Annotated in this window: 20 protein-coding genes; 8 read left to right on the top strand and 12 right to left on the bottom strand. The window is 45.1% G+C overall.

Annotated elements, in window-relative coordinates:
• Positions 1-2: 2 nt before the first annotated feature.
• Positions 3-548: an RNA methyltransferase gene (locus tag IEY13_RS29020; protein WP_229688064.1), complete on the bottom strand. Its 546-nt coding sequence runs from the start codon at positions 546-548 to the stop codon at positions 3-5.
• A gap of 97 nt (positions 549-645) precedes the next feature.
• On the opposite strand from IEY13_RS29020, the gene mutS reads away from it, so the two are divergent.
• Together mutS and IEY13_RS29010 are read left to right on the top strand one after the other, a co-directional pair.
• Complete coding sequence (gene mutS, locus IEY13_RS29015; RefSeq protein ID WP_188959178.1) at positions 646-3,282, top strand: DNA mismatch repair protein MutS; 2,637 nt, start codon at positions 646-648, stop codon at positions 3,280-3,282.
• 9 nt (positions 3,283-3,291) lie between these two features.
• Positions 3,292-4,338: a M48 family metallopeptidase gene (locus IEY13_RS29010; RefSeq protein ID WP_188959176.1), complete on the top strand. Its 1,047-nt coding sequence runs from the start codon at positions 3,292-3,294 to the stop codon at positions 4,336-4,338.
• Between the two features lie 167 nt (positions 4,339-4,505).
• On the opposite strand, the gene IEY13_RS29005 is transcribed toward IEY13_RS29010, so the two are convergent.
• The 9 genes from IEY13_RS29005 to IEY13_RS28965 form a co-directional block, all read right to left on the bottom strand.
• On the bottom strand, positions 4,506-5,453 hold the full coding sequence (locus tag IEY13_RS29005) for an isoaspartyl peptidase/L-asparaginase family protein (protein WP_188959174.1): 948 nt from the start codon (positions 5,451-5,453) through the stop codon (positions 4,506-4,508).
• A gap of 166 nt (positions 5,454-5,619) precedes the next feature.
• A complete protein-coding gene (locus IEY13_RS29000) occupies positions 5,620-6,615 on the bottom strand; it encodes a bifunctional heptose 7-phosphate kinase/heptose 1-phosphate adenyltransferase (protein WP_188959172.1) in 996 nt (331 codons plus the stop codon).
• Positions 6,616-6,619: 4 nt separating this feature from the next.
• Entirely contained in the window at positions 6,620-8,029 is a 1,410-nt protein-coding gene (locus IEY13_RS28995) for an APC family permease (RefSeq protein ID WP_188959170.1), read from the bottom strand.
• Between the two features lie 61 nt (positions 8,030-8,090).
• Positions 8,091-8,699 carry an OmpH/Skp family outer membrane protein gene (locus tag IEY13_RS28990; RefSeq protein ID WP_188959169.1) on the bottom strand — a complete coding sequence of 203 codons (609 nt, stop codon included), beginning with the start codon at positions 8,697-8,699 and terminating at the stop codon, positions 8,091-8,093.
• A 148-nt stretch (positions 8,700-8,847) separates the two neighbouring features.
• A complete protein-coding gene (rpoC, locus tag IEY13_RS28985) occupies positions 8,848-13,137 on the bottom strand; it encodes a DNA-directed RNA polymerase subunit beta' (protein WP_188959167.1) in 4,290 nt (1,429 codons plus the stop codon).
• Between the two features lie 271 nt (positions 13,138-13,408).
• Positions 13,409-13,792, bottom strand: coding sequence for a hypothetical protein (locus IEY13_RS28980; RefSeq protein WP_188959165.1), 384 nt, complete (start codon positions 13,790-13,792; stop codon positions 13,409-13,411).
• Positions 13,793-13,795: 3 nt separating this feature from the next.
• Positions 13,796-13,966 (bottom strand): hypothetical protein, encoded by a 171-nt coding sequence (locus tag IEY13_RS28975; protein ID WP_188959163.1) that lies wholly within the window; start codon positions 13,964-13,966, stop codon positions 13,796-13,798.
• 109 nt (positions 13,967-14,075) lie between these two features.
• Positions 14,076-15,341, bottom strand: coding sequence for a cation:proton antiporter (locus IEY13_RS28970; protein WP_188959161.1), 1,266 nt, complete (start codon positions 15,339-15,341; stop codon positions 14,076-14,078).
• 8 nt (positions 15,342-15,349) lie between these two features.
• Entirely contained in the window at positions 15,350-16,186 is an 837-nt protein-coding gene (locus tag IEY13_RS28965; protein ID WP_188959160.1) for a polysaccharide deacetylase family protein, read from the bottom strand.
• A gap of 250 nt (positions 16,187-16,436) precedes the next feature.
• Here IEY13_RS28965 and IEY13_RS28960 point away from each other — a divergent pair, with 250 nt between their 5' ends.
• From IEY13_RS28960 to IEY13_RS28935, 6 genes are all read left to right on the top strand, one after another.
• Positions 16,437-16,979, top strand: a complete 543-nt coding sequence (locus IEY13_RS28960) for an RNA polymerase sigma-70 factor (RefSeq protein WP_188959158.1) — start codon at positions 16,437-16,439, stop codon at positions 16,977-16,979.
• Between the two features lie 10 nt (positions 16,980-16,989).
• Positions 16,990-17,592 (top strand): hypothetical protein, encoded by a 603-nt coding sequence (locus IEY13_RS28955; RefSeq protein WP_188959157.1) that lies wholly within the window; start codon positions 16,990-16,992, stop codon positions 17,590-17,592.
• A gap of 125 nt (positions 17,593-17,717) precedes the next feature.
• A complete protein-coding gene (locus IEY13_RS28950; protein WP_188959155.1) occupies positions 17,718-18,821 on the top strand; it encodes a DUF4374 domain-containing protein in 1,104 nt (367 codons plus the stop codon).
• 48 nt (positions 18,822-18,869) lie between these two features.
• Positions 18,870-21,251 carry a TonB-dependent receptor gene (locus IEY13_RS28945; protein WP_229688063.1) on the top strand — a complete coding sequence of 794 codons (2,382 nt, stop codon included), beginning with the start codon at positions 18,870-18,872 and terminating at the stop codon, positions 21,249-21,251.
• Positions 21,252-21,263: 12 nt separating this feature from the next.
• A complete protein-coding gene (locus IEY13_RS28940; protein ID WP_188959153.1) occupies positions 21,264-22,466 on the top strand; it encodes a DUF4374 domain-containing protein in 1,203 nt (400 codons plus the stop codon).
• A gap of 56 nt (positions 22,467-22,522) precedes the next feature.
• Positions 22,523-23,677, top strand: a complete 1,155-nt coding sequence (locus IEY13_RS28935; protein WP_188959151.1) for a PepSY-associated TM helix domain-containing protein — start codon at positions 22,523-22,525, stop codon at positions 23,675-23,677.
• 344 nt (positions 23,678-24,021) lie between these two features.
• On the opposite strand, the gene IEY13_RS28930 is transcribed toward IEY13_RS28935, so the two are convergent.
• The gene (locus IEY13_RS28930) at positions 24,022-24,390 is read right to left on the bottom strand and encodes a hypothetical protein (protein WP_188959149.1); all 369 of its coding nucleotides are present in this window, start codon (positions 24,388-24,390) and stop codon (positions 24,022-24,024) included.
• A 252-nt stretch (positions 24,391-24,642) separates the two neighbouring features.
• Entirely contained in the window at positions 24,643-25,287 is a 645-nt protein-coding gene (locus IEY13_RS28925; RefSeq protein WP_188959147.1) for a hypothetical protein, read from the bottom strand.
• Positions 25,288-25,758 lie beyond the last annotated feature (471 nt).

The raw sequence follows: 25,758 nt of genomic DNA, 5'->3' as shown, positions 1-25,758 counted from the left end.
TTCTATCCTCTTTTTAAATCAATTATTCTTTGTTCGCTTAGTTTCCAGAGTACAATACCTGCTGCTACAGATATATTCAGCGAGTGTTTCATGCCCAGTTGTGGTATTTCCAGGCAGCCATCGCACTGCTTCAGCACTTCCTGGTCAACCCCTTCCACTTCATTGCCAAACACCACCGCAATTTTCTCCCCCGGTACAGGTGTATATGTTTCCAGCGATAGGCTGCCTACCGTTTGCTCAATACCCAGTATGCGGTAGCCCTGTGCTTTCAGCTGTTGTACGGCTTCCAGCGTGGTGGCAGTATAAATCCAATCTACTGTTTCTGTGGCACCCAGCGCGGTTTTATGAATATCGCGGTGCGGAGGTTGCGGGGTATAACCGCATAACACCACCCCTTCTACCAAAAAAGCATCTGCTGTTCTAAACACACTGCCTACATTGTGCATGCTGCGTATGTTGTCCAGCACAGCTACCACCGGATTTTTCGAAGCCTGCTTAAATTCCTCCACAGTCTTACGTCCCAGTTCATCCATGCTAAGTTTCCGCATGGCGCAAAGGTATGCTTTTCCCCCCTTACACTCATTTTGTCCACATTCCCCCCTGCCCTGTCGGGCACATTTGCAGCCTTCTTTATATTTGCCCACTATGGCTAAAGCGGCACAAGACACACCTTTAATGCAACAACACCGGGCTATCAAACAAAAATACCCCGATGCTATTCTACTTTTCAGGGTGGGCGATTTCTATGAAACATTTGGAGAAGACGCCATTGTAACAGCCCAGGTACTGGGTATTACACTTACTAAAAGAAACAACGGCGCTGCCTCCGGCGCATCAGAGTTGGCAGGTTTTCCGCACCACTCGCTGGATACCTACCTGCATAAACTGGTAAAAGCCGGCCACCGCGTAGCAGTATGCGACCAGCTGGAAGATCCCAAACAGGCCAAGGGCATTGTTAAACGGGGCGTAACCGAAATGGTAACCCCCGGCGTGGCTATGAACGATAAATTGCTGGAACATAACAGCAACAACTTCCTGGCAGGCGTACATTTTAATGAAGATCAATCAGGCATTGCCTTTCTGGACATCTCCACCGGTGAGTTTTTTGTGGCAGAGGGCAATCAGGAATATATTGACCGGTTATTACAGAGTCTGAAACCTGCGGAGGTAATATTCCAGCGCAGTTATCAAAAGCAATTCAAAGAATCGTACGGCAGCCGGTTTTACACGTATACACTCGAAAGCTGGATTTTTGATGAAGCTTTTGCTACCGAAAGTCTGCTGAAACATTTTCAAACGCACAGTCTTAAAGGCTTTGGCGTAGAAAAAATGCCGGTGGGCATAGTAGCCGCCGGTGCGGTTTTACATTATCTGAAAGACACGGAACATCCCAACCTGCAACACATTACCACCATACAAAGGCTGGAGCGTGATGATTATTTGTGGATGGACCGGTTTACCATACGTAACCTGGAACTGTTAAGCAACTCCGGCGAGCAAACCAACAGCCTGCTGAAAGTGCTGGATAACACGGTAAGCCCTATGGGTGCCCGCTTAATGAAGCGCTGGTTGTTACTGCCCCTGCGGGATGCCGCACGTATTAACGAAAGGCTGGATCTGGTAGAACTTTTTATAAAAGAAACCGATGCCCGCAAACAAATGCAGCATCTGATTAAACAGTGTGGCGATGTGGAGCGGTTGGTAAGCAAGGTGCCCGTTAAACGGATTAATCCCCGCGAAATGCAGCACCTGGCCAAAGGCCTGTATTATACCGATCAGATAAAGCAGCTGACTGCCCACAGCGGTAATGCCTATCTGGCACATTTATCCGGCTTACTCAATGCCTGCCTGCCTATAGCAGACAGAATTACCAATACTATTACCGAAAACCCACCGGTAGCAGTAAACAAAGGCAGCATTATTAAAGAGGGCATTAATGCTGAGCTGGATGAACTGCGTAGCATAGCCAGCGGTGGTAAAGAATATCTGGTAAACATTCAGCAGCGCGAAGCAGATAAAACAGGTATCTCCTCTCTCAAAATCAGCTTCAACAACGTATTCGGCTATTATCTGGAAGTAACCAATTCGCACAAATCCAAAGTGCCGCCGGAATGGATCAGAAAACAAACCCTGGCCAATGCAGAGCGATATATTACGCCGGAACTGAAAGAATACGAAGAGAAGATTACCGGTGCGGAAGATAAAATATCTGCCATTGAAACAAGACTGTACGATGAACTGCTAAACGATCTGCAGCAATTCATTGCACCTATACAACTCAACGGTGGCATTCTGGCCATATTAGATTGCCTTACCTGCTTTGCTGAAAATGCGTTGCATTACAACTATAAAAAGCCGGTATTGCACGATGGGTACGACTTATCGCTCAAAGCCTGTCGCCACCCCGTTATTGAACGCAACCTGCCGGCAGGCGAATCGTATATCTCTAATGATATTACACTGGACCCGGCAGGTCAGCAGGTAATTATTCTTACCGGCCCCAACATGAGTGGTAAAAGTGCTATTCTGCGGCAGACAGCTTTAAACACGCTGATGGCTCATATGGGTAGCTTTGTAGCAGCAGATGCTGCGCATATTCCGGTAACTGATAAAATATTTACCCGTGTAGGCGCCAGCGATAACCTCAGTGGTGGCGAAAGTACCTTCATGGTAGAGATGAATGAAACGGCCAGTATTATTAACAACATCTCTGACCGTAGTTTAATATTACTGGATGAGATTGGCCGCGGCACTTCTACCTACGATGGTATTTCCATTGCGTGGAGTATAGTAGAACACCTGCACAACTCACCCAGTGCCCCTAAAACGTTGTTTGCCACACACTATCACGAGCTGAACGATCTGGAAAACAAACTGCCGCGTATTAAAAACTTCCACGTTACCAATAAGGAGGTTGCCAATAAAATCATCTTCCTGCGTAAGCTGGCACCCGGTGGCAGCACACACAGCTTTGGTATTCACGTGGCAAAAATGGCGGGCATGCCCCCATCGCTTATTGCGCGGGCTACAGATATTATGCAGCAGCTGGAAGAAAAGCATGTGGATGATGAACCCGTGGATGGCAGCAGCCCTAAAGTAGCCAAACTGCAGGATAATATTGAAAAGCTGAGCACACAGCAAAAAATGCAGTTGTCTATATTTGATACGCACAGCGAAACGTTTGATGAAATAAGAAAGCGGCTGGATAATATAGATATCAACCGCCTTACGCCGGTGGAAGCACTGATGAAGCTGAATGAAATTAAAAGCTTACTGAAATAAACTACATCAATGGCAGAACTATTTGATGGTACAAGTGCCCGCCCCGAACAGGTGCGGGTTCTTTTATTCAATAAACAAATCCATATCTACAGCAACGATACATTAATATCGTCTGTTCCTACCCAAACCTGTACTGTACAAAACAGCGGCGGAAAAGTATGGGTATACCTTACCCCGGATTCCAGTATATTCCTTACCATACCAGCAGAGGAAACCGTAGCCAAACTGATTGAAAAAGAAATTGGCCGGTACCATACCACCACCAAAACATCGCGCAGCAGACTGCCTTTTATACTAAGCATTATTGCAGGTGCAGCCTTGTTTGTGTTTGTACTGTTCTCCTGGGTTATACCTGCCATTGGTATGCGGGTAATATCTGTAGAGGTAGAAAAAAAACTGGGTAATGGTATATACACCAGCTTAATGGCAGCAGAGGAAATAGATACTACCCAAACGCAGTATGTACAACAATTTGCAGATCAGTTGCGGCTGAGCAGAAAATACAAATTACATATAGTAGTAACAGAAGATAAGCAGGTAAATGCTTTTGCGTTACCCGGCGGTACCATTATAGTTACCACCGGTATTCTTAAGCACCTGCACAGCCCCGAAGAACTGGCGGCGCTGCTGAGCCACGAGGCCACACACGTAAACAACAGGCACAGCCTGCGTTCTATATTAAAGGATATGTCTGTATCCTTTGCTATATCCATGATATTTGGCAGAGCATCTGAGTTGCTTAACGGAGCTGCGTATTTAAACCAGCTATCTTACTCCCGCTCGCTGGAAGAAGAGGCAGATGAACAAGGTATTGAGCTGTTATGCCAAAACCATGTAAACCCAATTGGAATGGTAAAGCTGATGGAAGATTTAAAAGCAGAAGAAAAGATACAGCCTATCAGCTTCCTCAGTACACACCCGCTTACAGAAGAGCGTTTAAAAGCCGCTCAGAAAATCATCCGGCAACTACCGGCTGCTGCCAACTATCCGCCACGGGAAAATCTGGAACTTATCTGGAAAGAGATAAAACAGGAAGCCACTTATACCGAAGAGTAAAAATACCCCTGGTACCAGGGATAAGAAAAGGGATAAAACAAAAAAGCGTTTCCGTACCCCCCGGTTGGAAACGCTTTTATTTTGTAACAAAACAATGTTTTAACGCATTGCCTGCTCATGTATTTATATTGACCAATTCCATGCCAATAAGTTTAACTGGCAGAAAATTATTTATAAATAGCCGTTACATGCTGGCCGTCGCTGCTCTTTAAACCGCGATACATACCGGCGCTATTCAGCACCATAGCTGCATTACCGGCACTATCCACCCCAATCATTCCACCTTCACCGCCCATTTTTACCAGCTTGTCGTTTACCACTACTTCCATGGCTTCCTGTAAACTAAGGCCCTTGTATTCCATCAGGCAGCTTACATCGTACGCAGCCACACTTCTTATAAACATTTCCCCGTGGCCGGTACAGCTAATGCCACAGGTTTTATTATTCGCATAAGTGCCGGCACCAATAACAGGGCTGTCACCTATACGTCCGTATTTTTTATTGGTCATACCTCCGGTTGATGTTGCAGCAGCAATATTGCCCTGCGCATCCAGTGCCACCGCACCAACGGTACCAAACTTTTTATCTTTCATCAGCTCTTCCAGTCGTTGGTGGGTATGGTCCAGTGAGTAGCTGTCCGAATCGCGGATCGCTTTCCACTGATCGTAACGGAACTGAGAGAAGAAATACTCATCCGGCTCCAGCTTTATGCCCTGCTTAATAGCAAAATCGTTAGCGCCTTTGCCACTCAGAAAAACGTGGTTACTGTTACGCATTACTTCGGTAGCCAGTTCTATGGGGTTACGTACGTTACGTATAGAAGCTACTGCACCTGCTGCCAGTGTGCTGCCATCCATAATAGCAGCATCCATTTCCTGCACACCTTTTTTGGTAAAAACCGATCCGCGGCCGGCATTGAAAAGTACATTGTCTTCCAGCAGTACCAATGCCGCTTTAATGGCATTAACCGCACTGCCGCCACGCTCCAGTACACCATATCCGGCGGTAAGCGCTTCTTCCAAACCATTCTCGTAGGCTTCTTCCAGTTCAGGGGTCATGTCTTCTTTCAAAATAGTTCCGGCTCCGCCATGTATAACTATAGTATACCTGTTCATACGTTCAATTCAAGTTGGGGTTTTAAACGCGCCGAAATTAACGCATTCCGGTAAGAACAGTTTTGAATATTCAGTGTCACCACTTGAATATTCAGCAAAAAAGAAGATGATTGGTTAAATAATATCAATTAAGCCCCCGCAGAAGTGGCGGGTGCTTAGAAATTTTCTAACGGCTCTCCACCAGCAGTTTCTTACATTCCTGTAATAAACGAATGCGGCCTATCGCTGCCGTACCCACTTCTTCACATACCAGCCCACCGGCTATATTAGACATTTCTGCCGCCAGCCGCACATCTTTGGTAGTGGCATACACCACTGAAGCTACCGCAATTACGGTGTCTCCGGCACCACTTACATCGGCAATATTTCTTATGTGTGTAGGTATAATGCGGGATGAACTGCCTTTCTGAAAAAACACCCCTTTTTCCGATAAGGTAATCAGCGATATTTTATGCTGCAGTACCTGGTGCAGCTCCGCATGAATATTCCGGAGCGAGGTTTCATTCACCGTTTCGGGTAACAGGTTCAGCGCCTCTTTTACCTCTTTCAGGTTGGGCTTAAACATATCCACCCCTTTATAGGCAAAAAAGTTTTTACGCTTGGGGTCAACTGTGGTAACCACACCGTGCTCTTTACAGGTAGCAATCATAGCGGTAATCAAACCTTCTGTAAGCACTCCTTTGTTGTAATCTTCAAAAATTACTACCGATGGCTGGTAACGTTTAACATAGCTGGTAAAGTTATACAGCAACGCCTGCTCGTCCTCGGTTAAAATATCATCGGTAACCTCGGCATCCATCCGTATCATCTGCTGGCTCCGGCTCATTACACGTATTTTATTAGTGGTAATGCGGTCGCCGCTTTTGATAATGTATTTGGTATCTATATAACGCTCCTGCAGCAGCCCCATCAGCAGTTCACCATCTACATCATCTCCTATTACAGAAAAAATAGTGGTTTCACAGCCCATAGCCACGCAGTTAAGCGCTACGTTTCCCGCACCACCTATCCGGTGCTCTTTTTTATTCAGCGCCACTACAGGCACCGGTGCTTCCGGCGATATCCTGTCTACCTTTCCCCACCAATAAGTATCCAGCATCACGTCTCCCACCACGGCTACCCGTACTTTCTCCAGCTGCTGAAATAACTCATTAAAGTCCATAAACTTATTCGGTTTTACGTTTTGCAACTGCAAGGTAATAAATAGGAATACCAGACAGCACAATAATCAGGCCCGGCCAGGTAAAATTAGGTTTGTACACAATCAGCAGCAGGCAAAATGCCAGGCCCATTACTATAAACAAGGCAGGCAAAACAGGATATCCAAAGGCTTTGTAAGGTCGTTCCGCATCAGGCCGTTTCTTTCTCAGAATAAAAATGCCCAGAATAGTTAATACGTAAAATATTACTACCACAAACGATACCATATCCAGCAGGTCGCCGTATTTACCACTCAGGCAAAGCAAACACGCCACCACACACTGTATCCACAACCCAAACTCCGGTACCGCATAATTGTTCAGCTCGCCCGTTTTGCGAAAGAACAAACCATCTTTAGCCATAGTATAATACACACGGGCACCCGCCAGTATTAATCCGTTATTACATCCAAAAGTGGAAATCATAATCATCACCGCTATTACATACGTACCTATATCACCAAATATGGCGTGCGAGGCAGCTACTGCCACACGGTCTTTTTCAGCCGTAGCTATTTCCTGTAACGGCAACACAGCGGTGTACATAATATTGGCCAGAAAGTATACAATAGATACTATGAAGGTGCCCAGAAACAAACTCAGCCCCACATTGCGTTTGGGGTTCTTAATTTCTCCGGCTATAAATGTAACGCCCTCCCATGCCACACTGCTGAAAATACTGCCCACCATAGCAGCAGCAATAGCCCCCAATGCAGCCACTGTGGTATAGCTGGCTACCGATCCATCTACATTCAATTTATGCAGGCTCCAGGTATCGGCCGCGCCCCAGTTACCCTGCCATACATCTCCTTTGGTAGCTATCAAGCCACAGGCAATCAAGCCGAATATGCTTACCAGCTTGGTAATGGTGAAAGTGGTTTGTATAATCTTCCCGTTTTTAACGCCACGGGTATTAATCCACGTAAGTATTATAATGGTTACAATAGATAGCACCTGCGCGGGCGATATATGAAAGCTGCCCATCTCCAGCAGCACCCGGTCTTCACTCACACCCGGTATCAGATAAGCGGTAAACTTAGAAAATGCTACCCCTACTGCGGCAATGGTGCCGGTTTGTATTACAGCAAAAAAACTCCAGCCGTATAAAAAGCCCACCAGCGGATTGTACGATTCTTTCAGGTATACATACTGCCCGCCTGCTTTGGGAAACATAGAACTCAGCTCGCCATAGCTCACTGCCGCCGCTACCGTCATAAAACCGGTAATCAGCCATACAATCATCAGCCAGCCGGACGAGCCTACGTTGCGCAGCATATCGGCGCTTACTATAAAAATTCCGGAGCCTATCATACTACCGGCTACAATCATGGTTCCATCAAGCAGACTTAGCGTTGGTTTAAACTCGTTCTGGTGCATAAAAAAATCCCGTGGTTAATACGGGATTTCAAGATAATGAATTATAATATAGTAGTAAGCGCTATTTCTTAGCGGGCTTCTCTGCCTTATACCGCTCGTTCAGCAGCTTTACCACATCCGAAGTAATATCGCGGGTAGAATCTTTATAATACAGATAATCGTATTCGTTACTGCCAAATACAAATATGTATCCTTTCTCTCTCGCATAATCTTTCAGAAAGGCCTGAATTTTATTCTTTACTTCCTGTAAATGGCGCATGCTCTCTGCCTGCATGTCCTGTTGCAAACGCTGGCCGGTAGCTTCAAACTCCTGCTCCATCTGCGCCAGTTCCTGCTGGGCAGCCTGCTGCTCGTTCTGGCTCATTGTGTTGGCGCGCTGTTGTAACTCTTTCAGGCGGCTGGTATAACGGCTTCTCATACCCGTCATTACACGGCCGTTCTCCTCTTCTTTAGCACGTATTTTAGTTCTTGCCTCTTTATAATATTCGTATTGCTTTTCCAGACTGTCACTTTCAAAGTAAGCTATCTTAAAAGAAGCAGGAGATGCTGAATCCGCTACCTGCGGCCCATATACCGGCGCTTTAGGCTGCTTGTCAGATAATACCAGATAAAACAGCACAGCCACTGCTACTACCAATACAATATTCAATGCAATTGAAAAATTCTTCATTCAAATTATTTTGGGGTGATGAAGATAACCAGGATTACCCAGCCACAAAACGAAATTGCTTTTATTTTAACAGAAAATATACAATAAAGAAAAGGCTGATAACCAGTTACAGTTATCAGCCTTTTGTATAAAAGACCTTGTAATTCAACTATTCTTCTTCGTCAAAGTTCATGGCTTCGCGCGCAGTAGAAAGCAGTTCATACTCTTCTTTACTGCCCACGATCATGTTCTCAAACGCTTTCTGACCGGTACCGGCAGGAATCAGGTGACCTGTTACGATATTCTCTTTCAAGCCGAGCATATCATCCGTTTTACCCTGGATAGCCGCAGAACTCAGTACCTTGGTAGTTTCCTGGAACGATGCCGCTGAAATCCAGCTCTGAACACCCAGCGATGCCTTGGTAATACCCAATAACACCGGTGTAGCGGTTGCAGGCTGTGCATCACGCACTTCAACCAGTTTTTTATCGTTACGGCGTAAGATTGAGTTTTCTTCTCTCAGCTCACGCAGGGTAACGATCTGACCAGCTTTCAGCTTAGTGCTTTCGCCTGGTTCGGTTACTACCTTCTTATCAAAAATGCGGTCGTTCTCGTCGTTAAAGTCAAATCTGTCTTCCAGATCTTCTTCCAGGAAGCGGGTATCACCAGCGTCAACAATCTCCACTTTTTTCATCATCTGACGAACGATTACTTCAATGTGTTTGTCGTTGATTTTTACACCCTGTAAGCGATATACTTCCTGAATCTCGTTCACCACGTACTCCTGTACAGCAAACGGACCTTTGATAGCCAGGATATCGGCCGGAGCAATCTGACCATCAGATAATGGTGTACCTGCTTTCACAAAGTCACCATCCTGAACCAGGATCTGACGGGTCAACGGTACCAGATATTTCTTCACAATACCGTCTCTTGCTTCCACGATAATTTCGCGGTTACCACGTTTAACGTTACCAAAGCCTACCACACCGTCAATTTCACAAACCACCGCAGGGTTACCTGGGTTTCTTGCTTCAAACAGTTCAGTTACACGAGGTAAGCCCCCGGTGATATCACCAGACTTACGCAGTGTTCTTGGTATCTTAACTATTACCTGACCGGCTTTTACTTTGTCGCCCTCTTCCATTACCAGACGGGAGCCTACAGGTAAGTTATAGTTTTTAATTTCCTTACCCTCTACAGAGATAGATGGGATACGGGTTTTGTCTTTGGTTTCAATAACCACTTTATCGCGGTGACCGGTTTGTTCGTCCGCTTCTTCACGGTAAGTAACACCGTCAATAACGTTCTCAAACTTAATCTCACCCGCAATTTCAGCAACGATAACGTTGTTGAACGGATCCCAGGTACAGATTGGCTCGCCTTTCTTCACCTGCTGACCGTCTTTTACGTTCAGGGTTGCACCGTATGGTACGTTGTTGGTGATTAACAGACGATCGTTCTTCACATCCATGATACGCACCTCACCGGTACGGCCAATTACGATCTGAACTTTGTCACCTTCATTGTTCTCGGTAGTTACGGTACGCAGACCATCGAACTGGATGGTACCATCAAACTTCGCGTTCAGTGAAGATTCAATAGAAGAAGAACCGGCGATACCACCCACGTGGAAGGTACGCAGGGTAAGCTGTGTACCAGGCTCACCGATGGACTGTGCAGCGATGATACCTACCGCATCACCATTCTGTGCCACGTAACCGGTTGCCAGGTTTTTACCGTAACACTTCACACACACACCACGCTTGCTTTCGCAGGTAAGTACAGAACGTATTTCAACCGTTTCAATACCTGCTTCTTCAATAGCTTTTGCTATATCGGTAGTAATTTCTTCACCTGCATTTACCAGTACTTCTTCCGTTTGCGGATGGAATACATCGTGCAGAGAGCTTCTGCCTACGATACGATCTAACAGTGGCTCAATAATATCTTCGTTGTCTTTCAGTGCAGAAGTAGCAATACCTCTTAAAGTACCACAATCTTCTTCAGAAATTACCACATCCTGAGATACGTCTACCAGACGACGGGTCAGGTAACCCGCATCCGCCGTTTTCAGGGCCGTATCCGCCAGACCCTTACGGGCACCGTGCGTAGAGATGAAGTAATCCAGTACGTTCAAGCCACCTTTAAAATTGGAAAGGATCGGGTTTTCGATGATCTCGGAACCGGAAGAACCAGACTTCCTTGGTTTCGCCATCAGACCTCTGATACCCGCCAGCTGTTTAACCTGTTGCTTACTACCACGCGCTCCGGAATCCAGCATCATGTATACAGAGTTAAAGCCCTGTTTGTCATTCTGCATTTCGCGGATCAGTGTTTCCGTAATACGGGTATCCACACGGCTCCAGATATCAATTACCTGGTTATAACGCTCGTTATTGGTAATCAGACCCATGTTGTAGTTTTCCCAAACCTCTTCTACCTCTACTTTAGCCTGCTCCAGCAGTTCGTTTCTCATGGTTGGGATAATCAGGTCATTTACGTTAAATGACAAGCCACCACGGAAGGCCATGCGGAAACCTAAAGTTTTGATATCGTCCAGGAACTTAGCCGTTTTAGGAACGTTGGTGATTTTGATAATGTCACCAATAATTTCCCGTAAGCTTTTCTTGGTCAGCAGGGCGTTTACGAAACCTACTTCCACAGGTACGTGCTGGTTAAACAGTACGCGGCCTACAGTAGTATCAATCAGTTTCTTCACCAGCTGGCCACCTTCACGCACATTGGTTTTCACCTTAATGTTCGCGTGCAGGTCAACACGGTTTTCGTTATAAGCAATAATCACTTCATCCATACTGTAGAAAGCCATACCCTGGCCTTTTACAATCTCGGTTTCAGTGGTTTTCTTACCCTTGGTAATATAGTACAAGCCCAGTACCATGTCCTGAGAAGGCAGGGTGATAGGCGTACCGTTTTGCGGGTTCAGAATGTTGTGAGAAGACAGCATCAGCAACTGTGCTTCCAGAATTGCGGCGCTGCTCAAAGGCACGTGTACCGCCATCTGGTCACCGTCAAAGTCGGCGTTGAATGCCGCCGTTACTAACGGGTGCAGTTGAATAGCTTTACCTTCTACCAGACGGGGCTGGAAGGCCTGGATTGATAAACGGTGCAGCGTAGGAGCACGGTTTAACATTACCGGGTGGCCTTTTAATATATTTTCCAGGATATCCCAGATAACAGCTTCCTTGCGGTCAACCAGCTTCTTGGCCGATTTCACTGTTTTCACGATACCTCTTTCAATCAGTTTACGGATAACGAATGGCTTAAACAGCTCGGCTGCCATATCTTTTGGTAAACCACATTCGTGCATTTTCAGCTCGGGGCCTACCACAATTACAGAACGACCAGAGTAATCCACACGCTTACCTAACAAGTTCTGACGGAAACGACCTTGTTTACCTTTCAGTACATCACTTAAAGATTTCAGGGCGCGACCACCTTCTGCTTTAACGGCGTTGCTCTTACGGCTGTTATCGAACAGAGAATCCACCGCTTCCTGTAACATACGTTTTTCGTTACGTAAGATTACTTCAGGCGCTTTAATCTCTAACAAACGCTTCAGACGGTTGTTACGGATAATAACACGACGGTATAAGTCGTTCAGATCAGAAGAAGCAAAACGGCCACCATCCAAAGGAACTAACGGACGCAGTTCAGGAGGAATAACAGGCACATACTGCATTACCATCCACTCAGGGCGGTTGGTGATGCGGGTAGATGCGTCACGGAAACTTTCCACTACGCTCAAACGCTTCAGGGCGTCTGCTTTACGTTGCTGGGAAGTTTCGTTGGCCGCTGCGTTACGCAGGGTAAAGCTCAGAGAATCCAGATCAATACGCGCCAGCAGATCATGTACTGCTTCAGCACCCATTTTAGCGATGAACTTTTGCGGATCATCATCAGGCAGGTACTGGTTGTCTTTGGGCAGGTTATCAATAATTTCCAGATACTCTTCTTCAGTCAGCAGATCGCCGGACTGCAGGTTTTTATCTTCACGGATACCCGGTTGTATTACCGCATATCTTTCATAATAAACAATGGTCTCTAATTTTTTAGAGCTCATACCTAACAGGTAACCAATTTTGTTAGGTAAGCTTTTAAAGTACCAGATGTGTACTACAGGCACCACCAGTTTAATGTGGCCCATACGCTCACGACGTACTTTCTTTTCAGTAACCTCTACACCACAACGGTCACACACAATACCCTTATAACGAATACGCTTGTATTTACCACAGGCGCACTCATAATCTTTTACCGGACCGAAAATTCTTTCACAAAACAGACCATCACGCTCCGGCTTGTAGGTACGGTAGTTAATGGTTTCAGGCTTCAATACTTCACCAAAGCTGCGCTCCAGAATACTGTCGGGCGATGCCAGACCAATGGTAATTTTGGAGAAGGTGGCTTTAGGACGATTCTCTTTTTTAATAGCCATACGTAAAAATTACTTATTGTTTAAACGGAGGGTTTCTTGAAAAGCTCCTATTTCCACGCAAAAACACTTACAAACTCCTGTACACAAGAATACCCTAACGCCCTGTTATCCAGATTGTTAAGGCAGAATAAGCTTCTGTGTGCCCGGGGTTGCAAGTATGTTGTTGAGTGATTGGGATACAACTTTCCAAACTCCATAAGAGGGCAAAGGTAATAATTTAGCAGAAAACAACAAAATGGCTATCTCTTTTGTAAATCCGGCAATGCCAAATTTATAAAGTAAAAGAAAAAAGGAGGTTTACAAAAACCAATACGGTTAAAAGTAGCACAACAACAGAACCTATCCTGTTCTTGCCTTTTGGCCATTGGTCAAATTCAGCGGCATAGGGTTTCCATTTATCATTGCTTAAGAAAAACAGATAATTAACCGCTGCCAGGCAAACAATGCTTGCAATCTCGACCGGGTGCGTAGGCCCGGCGAATAAATTTTGTTTCGTAAACGCATTATAATAAGCTATAAAAGAAAGTAAAAGCAAAATCTGAAGTATAGTTATCGCTAAAAGCGCTTTTATATCACTCCACCATCGCGAGGGAGCAGCTTCTGATAAACTATAGAACTTATAAAAAAGATAATAGCACATTCTTTTAAAACTCATACACTATTCTTTAGGAACACCATTTAACATATTATGCCCTACCATCGCACGTTCATTAGCCTCTATCAAAGACATCATCTGAGTTGCGCCATCCCATCCATTGGGATAATAAGCATCAATCCCAAAATACAACATTCCTCCAATAGGATTCACCCATAATCCACGGGTTGTCATCCCGGTAAACTTTACCTACATACTCCATGTTCATAATGCAATTCTTATATTATATAAGAAAGCAGACGTGAAAAATGCAGCTCTTTACAATATGCGGAAGTAAAGCTTTCTATTTAATAACCTCGCGAGATTCAATTAGTGCCCTCTTCTGCCGGCTGGTTAGTCGCTCAATACTCAGCCCCTGTACAATTACCGAAAATACTACGGTGCAATAGGTTATAAACAAAAACAGGTCTTTATGCAGCCCCCGCGTTAAACTTAGGGCCAACGCAATAGATACTCCTCCCCTAAGCCCCCCCCAGGTAAGGAATAATATGGTACGCAGGCGCAGCTTTTCCTGAAAACGGATAAAGATGGAAGGAATGGCAATAGAAATAAAACGGGCTATCAGCACTATTACAATAGTACTCAACCCAATAGTCCAGTAGTATTTAAAATGCTTAATCAGTAACAGCTCAAAGCCTATCAGCACAAACAGCATAATGTTCAGTATCTCCTCCACCAGCTCCCAGAATTTCTCCAGGTAATCGCGGGTAAGGTCACTCATGGCAAAGGTTTTTCCATAGTTGCCTATAATAATGCCTGCCGCCACCATGGTTAACGGGCCAGATACGCCCAGGCTACCGGCCAGGTAATAGCCGCCCATTACCACCGCCAGGGTTATCATCACTTCCACTTTATAATGGTCAATACTTTTTAATGCTTTTACAGCCACAAAGCCAATAGCAGCCCCCAGCGCCAAACCACCCAGCGCCTCTACGGCAAACACTTTAGCTACCTGAGAAACAGTAACCGCTTCATCAGGATTACGAATGGCATGCAGAATACTGAAGAAGATAACCAGGGCTACCCCATCGTTAAAAATAGATTCGCCGGCTATTTTCGTTTCCAGCGCTTTGGAAATATTGGCGCCCTTTAAAATAGCCAGCACCGAAACAGGATCGGTGGGTGATATCAGCGCACCAAACAGAAAACACTGCAGCAATGGCACGCGTATATCCAGCAACTGCAGCAGTCCGTATAATAGCACACCCACTATTACTGTAGACAATACCACGCTAACGGTAGAAAACAGAAACACGGCCAGCTTCTGGTTTTTTAAATCGTCAATACGTATTTGTATGGTGCCTGCAAACAGCAGAAAGCCCAGTACGGCACCGGTAAGCATTTTACCAAAATCAACGGAATCAATCAGGGTAATAGTATCCTGAAAAAAGGCGGGAACAAAACTGCTGCCGAGCATCAGCAGCACGGAGATGAAGATGGCTATAATCATTACGCCTATCGTATTGGGCAGCCGTAAAAACCGTTGATTGAGATAGGCAATTACGGCTGCCAGTACGATAACGATGGAGAAGGTGTTATATAGGTTCATGACAAAGGCTACTTCTGCTGCTGAATCAGCGGATAGTGGTCGATGGTTTCAAACACATTACGTGGGTCCTGCTTCAGAATAGTGATAAAGCGACGCAGCGAATCGGCATACTGTGCCGGGGCAAACATGCGGTCGTGCGCCAGAATTACTACCGTGTTAGGTGTAAAGCTGGTAAAGTTGTCCAGTTTATCATTCACTTCCTGCGCCAGCTGGGTAGCACTTTGTATAGGAGTAGAATTGCCTTTAAAGCGCCATTCCACATCCCAGCCTACTACGCTATAGCCGAGTGAATCTAAACGTTTACATACTTCGCGGGGTATTTTAGGCCCGTTTATCTCGCCTTTAAACACCCAGTTGTTGTTACCGGGCAGGCGTATAATTTTTACCGGCACTTTCAGCTCGTCCTGCGCTTTCTGAAAATCCGCTACGGCGCTATCGGCGTGCGAATAAAACTGACGGTAGTTGTTGCGGAAACCATGGGTATAGCTGTGGTTGGCCAGTAAAAATTCGGGGTAAGCATTACGCACGCTGTCCACAATCATTTTACGGCGGTGGTCAAACTGGTGCATACCTACCATAAAAAAGGTAGCTTTTACGCCCTGCTCATGAAATATAGCTTTGCTTATATTGGTACCTGGTGGCTGCGGCGCATCGTCCCAGGTAAGATATATGTATCGTTTGGAACTGTCAATTTTAATGGGCGTTCCGGGGCCTGAGGGCGGCGCTACCACCACTTTTGTGGTGTCGGCTTTATTGTCTTTGTTGTCTTTGCCCCCACAGGCAGCAAACATTCCCATAACGGCAGCAGATAGCAATACGGGCATAGCAGATGATCGTGTCTTCATACAAGGATTACAGTTTAATCTAATGAATTTAAGCTATTTACCCGAAAACCGTGCCGACTGCACGGAGCAAACGCCCACCGTTACCACTAAAACAATGGCAGATACAACAGAAAGTACAGGATAACAACCCAATAGCGCCTCTGCACCGCCAGGCTACTCCTTATTACAACCGGAAATTCTGTTTCCGAAATCGGGAAATCCTTTGTTCCGCTCAAAAACCGGCCATTTTTTTTACGGAATTTTACGCCCGATGATGAACGAAGCTACATTCACCCACATATATGAACTATACTGGGAAAAAGTATATACAGTATGTTATTCAAATCTGGAGGATAGTGAACTGGCCCGGGAGATGGTGCAGGATATTTTTAAATCGTTATGGGAGCGCCGCAGCAGCCTGGAAATTACCCAGTCGGCCGAGCGGTATCTGCTTCGCGCAGCCAAACTAAAAGTATTTGAATACATCCGCAACACCCGCATTCGTTCTGCTCATATGGCCACCATTGCCAACCGCCAGCATGCGCAAAGCAACACTACCGAAAACGATGTGTTACACAGCTGCCTCTCTCAAAAACTGAATGTACTGGTAGATACCCTGCCTACCGAAGGGCGCAGAATTTTTGCCATGAGCCGCGAAATGGGCCTTAGCAATAAAGAAATAGCCGCCAGCCTCAGCGTATCTGAACGCAAGGTAGAATACCAGCTTACCAAAGCCCTCAGCTTTTTAAAATCTAATCTGCAGGAGTATGCCCTTTACTCCATCTGCCCGTTTTTATTATATTTGGTGCACTGAGAAAGCGTTTATGCAGGTAACTAAAGCACTGATAGAAAAGTATCACGATGGGCATTGCACACCGGAAGAAGCAGCCGCTGTAGAAAGCTGGCTGGATAACGATATAGCCGATGCGCCCGCAGGTGCTTTTACCAATGCCACCGCCAGAGATGCCATGAAACAACAGATATGGCAACAGGTACGCCCCGTGGCTCCTTTTTATAAAAGATACCTGCCGCATATTGCCGCCGCTGCCGCCGTACTGCTGTTTGTAGTATTCCGTTTTCTGGTAGCTGCTTCTGATACACCAGCTACCACTGCTAGCAACAGCAGTAATCCGGGCTTTACTATTCAGCTGGGTAAAGAAAGCAAAGCCAGCTTTCAGCAGGATACGCTTAACTTCCACGGCACCATTAAAATTGTTTCCACCAAAAATCAGGATCTGTTATTTCATACCACCTGTAAAGATGGTACCACCCGCACCAAAGCCATTCATATCAGCGAAGGCGAATCGTACATAGCGCTGCATTATAAAGACAAAGAGTCTTCTGAAATGCTGGTGATTAATGAAAACATGTTATTTGAATTGCCTCCCGTTATCAAAAACCAACTGAGCGAGCAGTTCAAAATTTAGCCTACTTTTATTGAATGGGAGCCTTTAGCCGATTTCTATTCCTGTTAGTATTCTATCCCGCATTTGTTGTCAGCATCAGTAGCTGCACCCGCCCTGCCCGGCCATCTGCTAAAAAATACAGCATCATGGTTATGTGTAACGACAACAAACAATACATTATTCAAACCGATAGTTTAGACGGCGGCACAGCCTACCCCGTGCAGGATGGCGTACCTGTGGTTTCTCCCCCACGTATCTGGTACTATCTTACCGTAAAAGAAGGTTATTACTATTTTGTAAACAGCCTCAGCCACTACTTTGTAAAAAACACTATTATCAACAACCAGTTTACAGCGGTAGATTCTGTGCTGCTGCCCGGCTTTAAATACCCCGATAACTGCGTGTTTTATACCCCCGATTCTATACTTATTGTAAACAGCAATATTCCGCCGGGTATTAAAAAGTACGCCCGCATTAATGTACATACCATGAAGGCGGTGGTAGATGATGTGCCCATACCCGGCCCTCAGCCACCGTTCAACTACCTGTCGGTAGGTCTTGTAAAAATACGCCCGCCTTATTGCTGGTTTGGTTACACGTACCATTACCAGAACGAGGTAAACGGCTACGGCTCCAGCGATACGGTGTATCTGGCGCAAACCAGCTATCCCGGTATGCAGCTGCAGCAGATTACCAAAGACGCACGCTCCACCTACCCCGGTAACGTAAACACTGCCCAGCAGAATACGTTTGACGATGAAAAGGGCAATTTTTACTTCCTCAGTTGCCCCGGCATAGTACGCGGCGCCAACCCCACCCAGCCTACCGCCATATACCGCATAAAGGCTGGCGAACAAACACCAGACAGCAGTTACTTCTTTAACATATCCGCCTCCGCTGTTCATAACCACGCCTACGGGCTCTGGTATATTGGTAACAACGAAGCCATTTTGCGCAGCGAGCGTAAAGATTTGTTTGCCACGTTTGAAGAGCATTACAAAGTGCCCCATATAGAGTATTATGTAATTAACCTGCAAACACAGGCGGTACAAAAGCTAAATCTGCCTTTAGACAGAGGCAGCTCCCGCACCTGTGTACTGGCAGAAGGCGAAAAGGTGTACATATCCGTTAACGACGGCAAAGGCGGCAACGATATATGGATATATAACACGCATACCAAAGCGGTTACCAAAGGCCTGCACCTGGCCGGCCCGGTAGATTATATTGTGCGGCTGGAAAAGCTGAACTAACCCTACCCGAAAAAAAACTTTCTTTTTTTTCGGGGAAAATGCGTGGTTGTGCTACTACTGATTGAATGTTCATCAATCATTAAAGCACATATGTACTATTTCAGGGTTTTACAGCTGCTTCCCTTACTACTATTTACATTGTTTTCTACCGCTCAAACCATTACGGGTACCATTAAAAATGAGCAATCGCAACCTATACCAGGCGCTGCTATACAGGTAGCTAATACCAGCACCGGAAGCATTTCCGATACCAATGGCCGCTTTACCATTAAGGTACCCAATGCCGGTAAAGTGCAGATTACCGTTACCTCCGTTGGCTTTTTACCCTACACTAAAGAGGTAGATACCCGCAGCGGCAAAGCCATTACCATTGTTTTACAGGCCGATGCCCACCAGATAGACGGGGTGCAGGTAAACGGCAAATCAGAAACCCGTAAGCTGAAAGAAACGGGTTTTGCCGTAAACGCTATAGATGCCAAACAGTTTGCCAACGCCACGGCCGATCTGGGGCAGGTACTTAACCGCACCACCGGTATTAAAATGCGCGAGCAGGGCGGCGTAGGGTCTGACTTTAACTTCTCCATAAACGGCCTCTCCGGCAATGCCGTAAAGTTTTTTATAGATGGCGTACCGCTGGATATGATGGGCAGCACCATGAAGCTGAATAACATTCCCGTAAACATAGCAGACCGGGTAGAAGTATATAAAGGCGTATCGCCCGTATCGCTGGGTTCCGATGCGCTGGGTGGCTCTGTAAACATTGTTACCAACCAGCACCTGTACAATTATCTGGATGCCAGTTACAGCTACGGATCATTCAACACCCACCAATCGGCCCTTACCGGCCAGTATATACACAAGCCCACCGGCATTGTGGCCAAGCTTAGCGGCTTTTACAACTATTCCGACAACAACTACCTTATGCGCGGCGTAGAGGTGTGGGATGCCAATGCCAACGAGTATGTAGAAAAAGATTTCCGCCGCTTTCACGATCAGTACCGCTCTGTAATGGGCCAGGCCGAAATTGGTATTGTAAATAAAAAATGGGCCGATCTGTTGTTTGTAGGCGGCTCTTACACCCACTTTAATAAAGATGTACAAACCGGCATAGTACAAACAGTAGTATACGGCGCGGTTACCAAAAACGGCCACGGCACCAACTTTAATGTGCGTTATAAAAAAGACGGGCTGCTGCATGGCCGCCTGGGCCTGAATGTATATGCTGCCACAGCCCGGGATGAATATATACTTACCGATACCACCCGCCGTAAGTATTACTGGGATGGATCGTACATTACGGGTAACCCCGAAACAGGATCGTACCGGGTAACGTATGTAATACGCCCCCGCGTTTTTGGCCGGTTTAATGCCAACTATAAAATTGCAGAAAACCATACGGTTAACCTCAACTACAACTTCGACCAAACCAAAAACGAAACCTATAACTCGCTGGATACCGATCATGACGATTCGCCGGGCAAAATAGGCAAACACCTGGGCGGCCTCTCTTACCAGATGGAACTGCTGAACAAACGGTGGACTAACACTTTTATAGGTAAGTACTACGGCCTGCAGCTAAGCCGCCTGCAATACGATTATACGCTGTTAAAAAATATACTGCAAAGCACCTATCAAAGCTATTACGGGTATGGCGTGGCTTCTGTATTTAAGCTTACTGATAATGCCGGCATTAAAGCTTCTTTTGAACATACTTACCGCCTGCAAATGATAAGCGAAGTTTTTGGCGACAGTTACCAGGTAACCAATAACCTGAGCCTTAAGCCCGAACAGAGCGATAACTTTAACGCCGGTGGCTTCTACAGCAAAAAAATAGCTGCGCACGAGTTGTATGCAGAAGCAGCAGGCTTTTACCGCAGCGCCAAAGGTTTTATATACGCCTCTCAATCAGACAACAATCAGCTGCAATATAAAAACCTGTCCGATGTACTTATTAAAGGGCTGGAAGCAGAAATAAGATATACCTGGAACAGGCTTATCAACGCCTCTGTAAACTTTACCTATCAAAACGCTACCGACAATACCAAATTTGCCAACGGCGGCAGCAGCGGCACTATATCTGCCACCTACAAAAACAAAATACCCAACCAGCCGTGGATGTATGGTAATGCAGAAGTAGGTATTGGCAAAAACAACCTGCTGGGTAAAGATTCCCGTTTGCAGTTTAACTGGAGCTCGCAATACACCCATTGGTACTACCGCTCCTGGGAAGGGTTTGCTACCCAGAACAGTCTGGTAGTTATACCCACCCAGTTTGTACACAACGCCATGGTAACATGGTCGCTGCACCAGAGCCGGTACAACATATCTGCCGAGTGTAAAAACATTACCAACGTGCTGGCATTCGACAACTTTCGTTTGCAAAAACCCGGCAGGGCTTTGTATATCAAATTCCGTTACTTCTTAAAATAAACACATATTTCCATGAAAAGGCTTTTCAAAACCATCAGTGGGTTAGCATGTCTGCTGTTACTAAACGCGTGTAGCAAAAATGATGGAGGCACTACCCCCACCACCAACAAAGGTTCTTTTAACCTGTGGGTGCAGGTAGGCAGCTGGCCCAATGCCAACTACTACGTACTGGGTTTAAACAATCTTACTACCGATACCGTAACCCTCTCCGGCAATGGAGTAGATGTTACTTCTATACTTAACAACAGCGTTATAAGCCGTGGCGGTTACTACTACTATTACAACACCACCGAAGGCCGCTTTGGTAAATACCAGCTGGTAAACGGCGCTGTAAGCAGCGTTAAGCAGGTACCCTTTACCAACCTTACCAGCCTGGCAGGCCATACCTGGATAAACGATAGCACCCTGGTAATGGTAGGCGCTTTTAACGGTGGCAAAAACGTTAACTACAGTACCGTTAATGTAAACAGCATGACTATTACCAACGGTACCTTTACCGGCTTACCTGCTATACCCACCGGCTATACTACGTACCGCGTAGGTGGCGATATACAGTATGTAAACGGTAACCTGTTTTTTGGTATTACCTATATTAACGGCAGCTTTGTAGCCTACCCCGGCCACGTAATGGTACAGGCCAGCTACCCCGGCTTTACTGTTGGCACCACTACTGCCGAAAGCCGCACCTCTGGCTTAGGCAACACCTCCGGCTACTTTGCCACTTCGTTTGTTGATAAAAACAAGGATATGTATTACTTAACCAGCTGGGTTAGCAAATGGGCAGATGGTACCGCCAACGCGCCTATTTATATATACAGAATAAAGAACGGCCAAACAAAGCCTGATGATGCTTACCACGTTAAGGTAACTGACATACTTAGCCGCGAAGCAGCTTCTGGTTTGTTTATGGATTTGGGTAATGGCAACGCTATTCTTAAATACATTGAAACCACTGTAAACAACGAAAGCACTTACGGCTACGCCATTATTAACCTGGCCAATGGTACGCAGGTAAGAAAACTTACTGAGGTGCCGTTTGGTGGCTCAGGCGAAAGAAACGTACTGGTAGAAGATGGCAAGGCATACATTGCCGTACTTTCCGGCACTGCTAAAGATTACATATGGGTTTACGATGCCGCTACCGATAAGGTAACCCGCGGTACGCAGATACAAGGGGGCTACAACTCCTTCTCACGACTGGACAAAATGAATTAATCGTTTTTCAAAGCAGTAAGTAAAGGGGCTTCCGGGCCCCTTCTTATTTTAATACCATGGCAGGAAATAAAAAGAGTACGTTTAGAAAAATTAACGACTGGTTTCATTTGTGGATAGGTATTGCCTCTGGCATACCCGTTATCATCATAAGCCTTACCGGTTGCCTGCTGGTGTTTGAGCAGGAGATTAAACAGAACATTATATACGGCAAATGGTGGCATATTACCCCACCTGCCCATACCGCCCCGCTGCCCCCTTCTGAAATTTATACAAGGGTAAAAGCACAGGTGCCTACCTATAAGTTTCACCGGTTCTGGTATTATGGTGATGATGCACCGGTTAAAATAACACCCAGCAATTCAGACTCCCTCATTTACGTACACCCCTATACCGGCAAGGTACTGGCCGAGGTAGACCATGAGGATATTTTTCATTTTATACAGGATGGGCATACTGAATTATGGCTGGGCCGTAAAGCAGGTATACAGGTAGTGCGCTGGAGTACGGCCGTGTTTTTCTTTTTACTTATTACCGGCCTGGTATTATGGATACCTAAAAAATGGAACCGGAAAACCATTAAAGACAGCTTTACTATAATGTGGAGCGCCAAACGCAAACGCATTAATTACGACCTGCATAATGTACTGGGCTTTTACAGCCTGCTGCTGGCCGTGCTGATAGCGTTTACCGGCTTAATCATGTCCTTTCCCTGGATAAGAGATGGCGTATTATACCTGGCAGGCGGCGTAAAAACAGAAAAGAAAGCAAAACCCTACCCGCTGGATAAGCTGCCTGCCGATACCAACGCGGTACACAAAAAGGTAGACCTGGTATGGGAAAAAGTAAGAACGCAGTATGCCCGGCACAACACCAGCTCGGTAATAATAAACATACCCGAAAAGCCAGACGCCCCCATATACACCTGTACCGATATGCACCACGGCAGATGGCGCGTGGCGTATTTTGACCAGCAAACGCTGAGCATATTATCCAGCTCAGAACCTGATATTGACGAAGCGCCGGCCAGCAGCTGGATAAGACGTAGTAACTACGCCCTGCATATAGGCGCTATAGGTGGCAGCACCACCAAAATACTGTACTTTATAGCCTGTATTATTTGCACCAGCCTGCCCATTACCGGTTTTTACATATGGTGGGGTAAAAAGAAAAAGAAGAAGAAAAAGGTGCCTTTGGCTGCCGTAACTAACTGATTACAATTGGGTTGAAAATCCGTTACGGCGGTGATAAAAAGTGTAGTAAATACACCTCTACTTTTCCCCGCCGCCGTAATTACTGAACTTTCAAAAATTTCTAAAAAAAGTTTCACTAATATTTGTTAGTACGAAAATGATGGCGTTACTTTGATTCAGCAAATGCAAATAACGCATGAGCTCTCTAACAGATTCTTGCTAAGATTACTTGCCAATAACGATTGCCGGTCTCGTACCACGCCATATGAAAAGAGGATATTTTGATTGTGTTTAAATGAATAGCGCGCTGATTTTTCAGCGCGTTTTTTATTTTTCACAGTACTAAAGGAAAAGCTATACATCTTTTACCATTCCCGCCACTCGTCAGCAATACCACCTCCATCAGCATAATCTTCCGGATTTAAGCCAGCAGCTACAGTTATCTGGTCTATTAGTTCGCATAAACTTTCACGTTCTCCGGTTTCAATTAAGCCGCTTATTTCTTCATTTAAATCGTTCAAGGATAAAACCGCTTGTTTAAACAAGGCAATTTTTTCTTTTTCCTGGCCCTTTTCTCCCAAAGCTATTAAGTGCTCAATTAATGAATCAAACACAGCCTTCGTCTTATCGCAGTTTTCTGTAGTATACTGCTCCATCCCATTTTCGTAGCTTTCCTTCCAGTTTTCGAATGGGTAGTAATCTTTTGTGGCTTCGAGTTGTTCTTTGTATGACATTCTATTTTTTTATGAAAAGATTGATTGCTAGCGCATGTTTTATTGTTGTGCAATAGGCAGAAACGCTTAATTAGCGAAGATAGCTTACGAGGTATCTATTATTTGAAATGCAATGTGGATATAGCTCTATAAATAAATCAGCTTTCCTGAAGTTTTTGCATTATCCCTTTCATTATTGTATAAATGTAGTCGCTTGCCGAGCAAACAATAAAAAATCTTAGTTTCCAAATCTCACTGCCAATGCGATATTTTTTAATAATTCTCCAAATCTAACTGATGCAAATCATCTTTCGGATAGTTAAACTTCTCAATCAACTCCTTTTCCGTAAAAGCCAACCCTGCCGGATTAATAATCAATTCCAATACATGGTCTAAGTCGCCATACTTATCCTTTAAATTAGCACTAATCGAATCTGTAAGGAGTATGTGAAACAAGGCGAATGGCATACTTGCCTCCATCCAGCCAGAGTTGAATCCTATAATTTCACGCAATTTGATTTTATAATTAATCATTTTGGGATAAATAAACCTCAACTCCATAACTCTGATATCCCTGTCCATTCCACTATTCCTTTCCTGAAGAAAGCATTTTACAAAATCAGCCAGTTCATGATATGTATCCAGGCTTCTGTTAGTAATGAAGTCACCACCAAGAATAGGATTTATGTCTGCCCGCAAGTCAGGATTGAGATAGTTAGTGGCTTTCCCCAAAATATTTCTATTCGCGGTTAATGAGAATGCATGCAATAAAGAATTTATTTGCTTTAGTCTGATGAGTCTGGGCATATTGTCGCCAAGCGCTTTATAATTCCAGTGCTTTTCATCTGGTGTCAAAGCCACAAATTCTAATATTTTGTCTATAACTGTAATTCCTTTGAATATTTCTATTGTCTCCATGTTATTGTGTTTAGGGTTAAAGCACTGGTATTCTGTCGTAATTATTTGTTCAGCTTTGCCAGTTCCGATGCAGATAAAAGTAAGGAAATCATGCAAGAGTTTGGTTAGATTCGTATAGTGAAGCAAAGCGTAAATAAATGGGTGCTTAACGATTAGTAAATGATGTATAATCTATCCTGCATTAGCAGGTGGCAATAAAGTGACATATAGATGTGAAAAAGCATTCCTTATGCGAAAAGGATATTTTCAGTAAGAAAGCATACACTCCGAAGGAAAAGCGGTGTCTGACGGAAAGCAAAGAGCCCTCGTTAATGAGTAAATCATCGCCTCTTATAAAACAAGAGTTTATCGAACGGCGGCTGCATAAAAATGGAGAGCAATTGTACTTAAGTGCAATTGCTCATCCAGTCTATCATCATCCGCTTTTCATTGATCGCCCAATTATTGATATTTTTAATCCGATCACTTAAA

It is taken from the genome of Filimonas zeae (assembly GCF_014641615.1).
Classification (GTDB): Bacteria; Bacteroidota; Bacteroidia; order Chitinophagales; family Chitinophagaceae; genus Filimonas; species Filimonas zeae.
This window is presented reverse-complemented; position numbering and strand designations above follow the sequence as displayed.

Excerpts from the sequence above, each read along its gene's own strand:
- IEY13_RS28955 (WP_188959157.1), top strand. The coding sequence starts at position 16,990 with ATGCAGGTAACTAAAGCACTGATAGAAAAGTATCACGATGGGCATTGC.
- IEY13_RS28990 (WP_188959169.1), bottom strand. The coding sequence starts at position 8,699 with ATGAAGAATTTTTCAATTGCATTGAATATTGTATTGGTAGTAGCAGTG.
- IEY13_RS28935 (WP_188959151.1), top strand. The coding sequence starts at position 22,523 with ATGGCAGGAAATAAAAAGAGTACGTTTAGAAAAATTAACGACTGGTTT.
- IEY13_RS29010 (WP_188959176.1), top strand. The coding sequence starts at position 3,292 with ATGGCAGAACTATTTGATGGTACAAGTGCCCGCCCCGAACAGGTGCGG.
- IEY13_RS28970 (WP_188959161.1), bottom strand. The coding sequence starts at position 15,341 with ATGAACCTATATAACACCTTCTCCATCGTTATCGTACTGGCAGCCGTA.
- IEY13_RS28950 (WP_188959155.1), top strand. The coding sequence starts at position 17,718 with ATGGTTATGTGTAACGACAACAAACAATACATTATTCAAACCGATAGT.
- IEY13_RS29000 (WP_188959172.1), bottom strand. The coding sequence starts at position 6,615 with ATGGACTTTAATGAGTTATTTCAGCAGCTGGAGAAAGTACGGGTAGCC.
- IEY13_RS28995 (WP_188959170.1), bottom strand. The coding sequence starts at position 8,029 with ATGCACCAGAACGAGTTTAAACCAACGCTAAGTCTGCTTGATGGAACC.
- IEY13_RS28980 (WP_188959165.1), bottom strand. The coding sequence starts at position 13,792 with ATGAGTTTTAAAAGAATGTGCTATTATCTTTTTTATAAGTTCTATAGT.
- IEY13_RS29005 (WP_188959174.1), bottom strand. The coding sequence starts at position 5,453 with ATGAACAGGTATACTATAGTTATACATGGCGGAGCCGGAACTATTTTG.
- IEY13_RS29020 (WP_229688064.1), bottom strand. The coding sequence starts at position 548 with ATGCGGAAACTTAGCATGGATGAACTGGGACGTAAGACTGTGGAGGAA.
- mutS (WP_188959178.1), top strand. The coding sequence starts at position 646 with ATGGCTAAAGCGGCACAAGACACACCTTTAATGCAACAACACCGGGCT.
- IEY13_RS28925 (WP_188959147.1), bottom strand. The coding sequence starts at position 25,287 with ATGGAGACAATAGAAATATTCAAAGGAATTACAGTTATAGACAAAATA.
- IEY13_RS28930 (WP_188959149.1), bottom strand. The coding sequence starts at position 24,390 with ATGTCATACAAAGAACAACTCGAAGCCACAAAAGATTACTACCCATTC.
- rpoC (WP_188959167.1), bottom strand. The coding sequence starts at position 13,137 with ATGGCTATTAAAAAAGAGAATCGTCCTAAAGCCACCTTCTCCAAAATT.
- IEY13_RS28940 (WP_188959153.1), top strand. The coding sequence starts at position 21,264 with ATGAAAAGGCTTTTCAAAACCATCAGTGGGTTAGCATGTCTGCTGTTA.
- IEY13_RS28960 (WP_188959158.1), top strand. The coding sequence starts at position 16,437 with ATGATGAACGAAGCTACATTCACCCACATATATGAACTATACTGGGAA.
- IEY13_RS28975 (WP_188959163.1), bottom strand. The coding sequence starts at position 13,966 with ATGACAACCCGTGGATTATGGGTGAATCCTATTGGAGGAATGTTGTAT.
- IEY13_RS28965 (WP_188959160.1), bottom strand. The coding sequence starts at position 16,186 with ATGAAGACACGATCATCTGCTATGCCCGTATTGCTATCTGCTGCCGTT.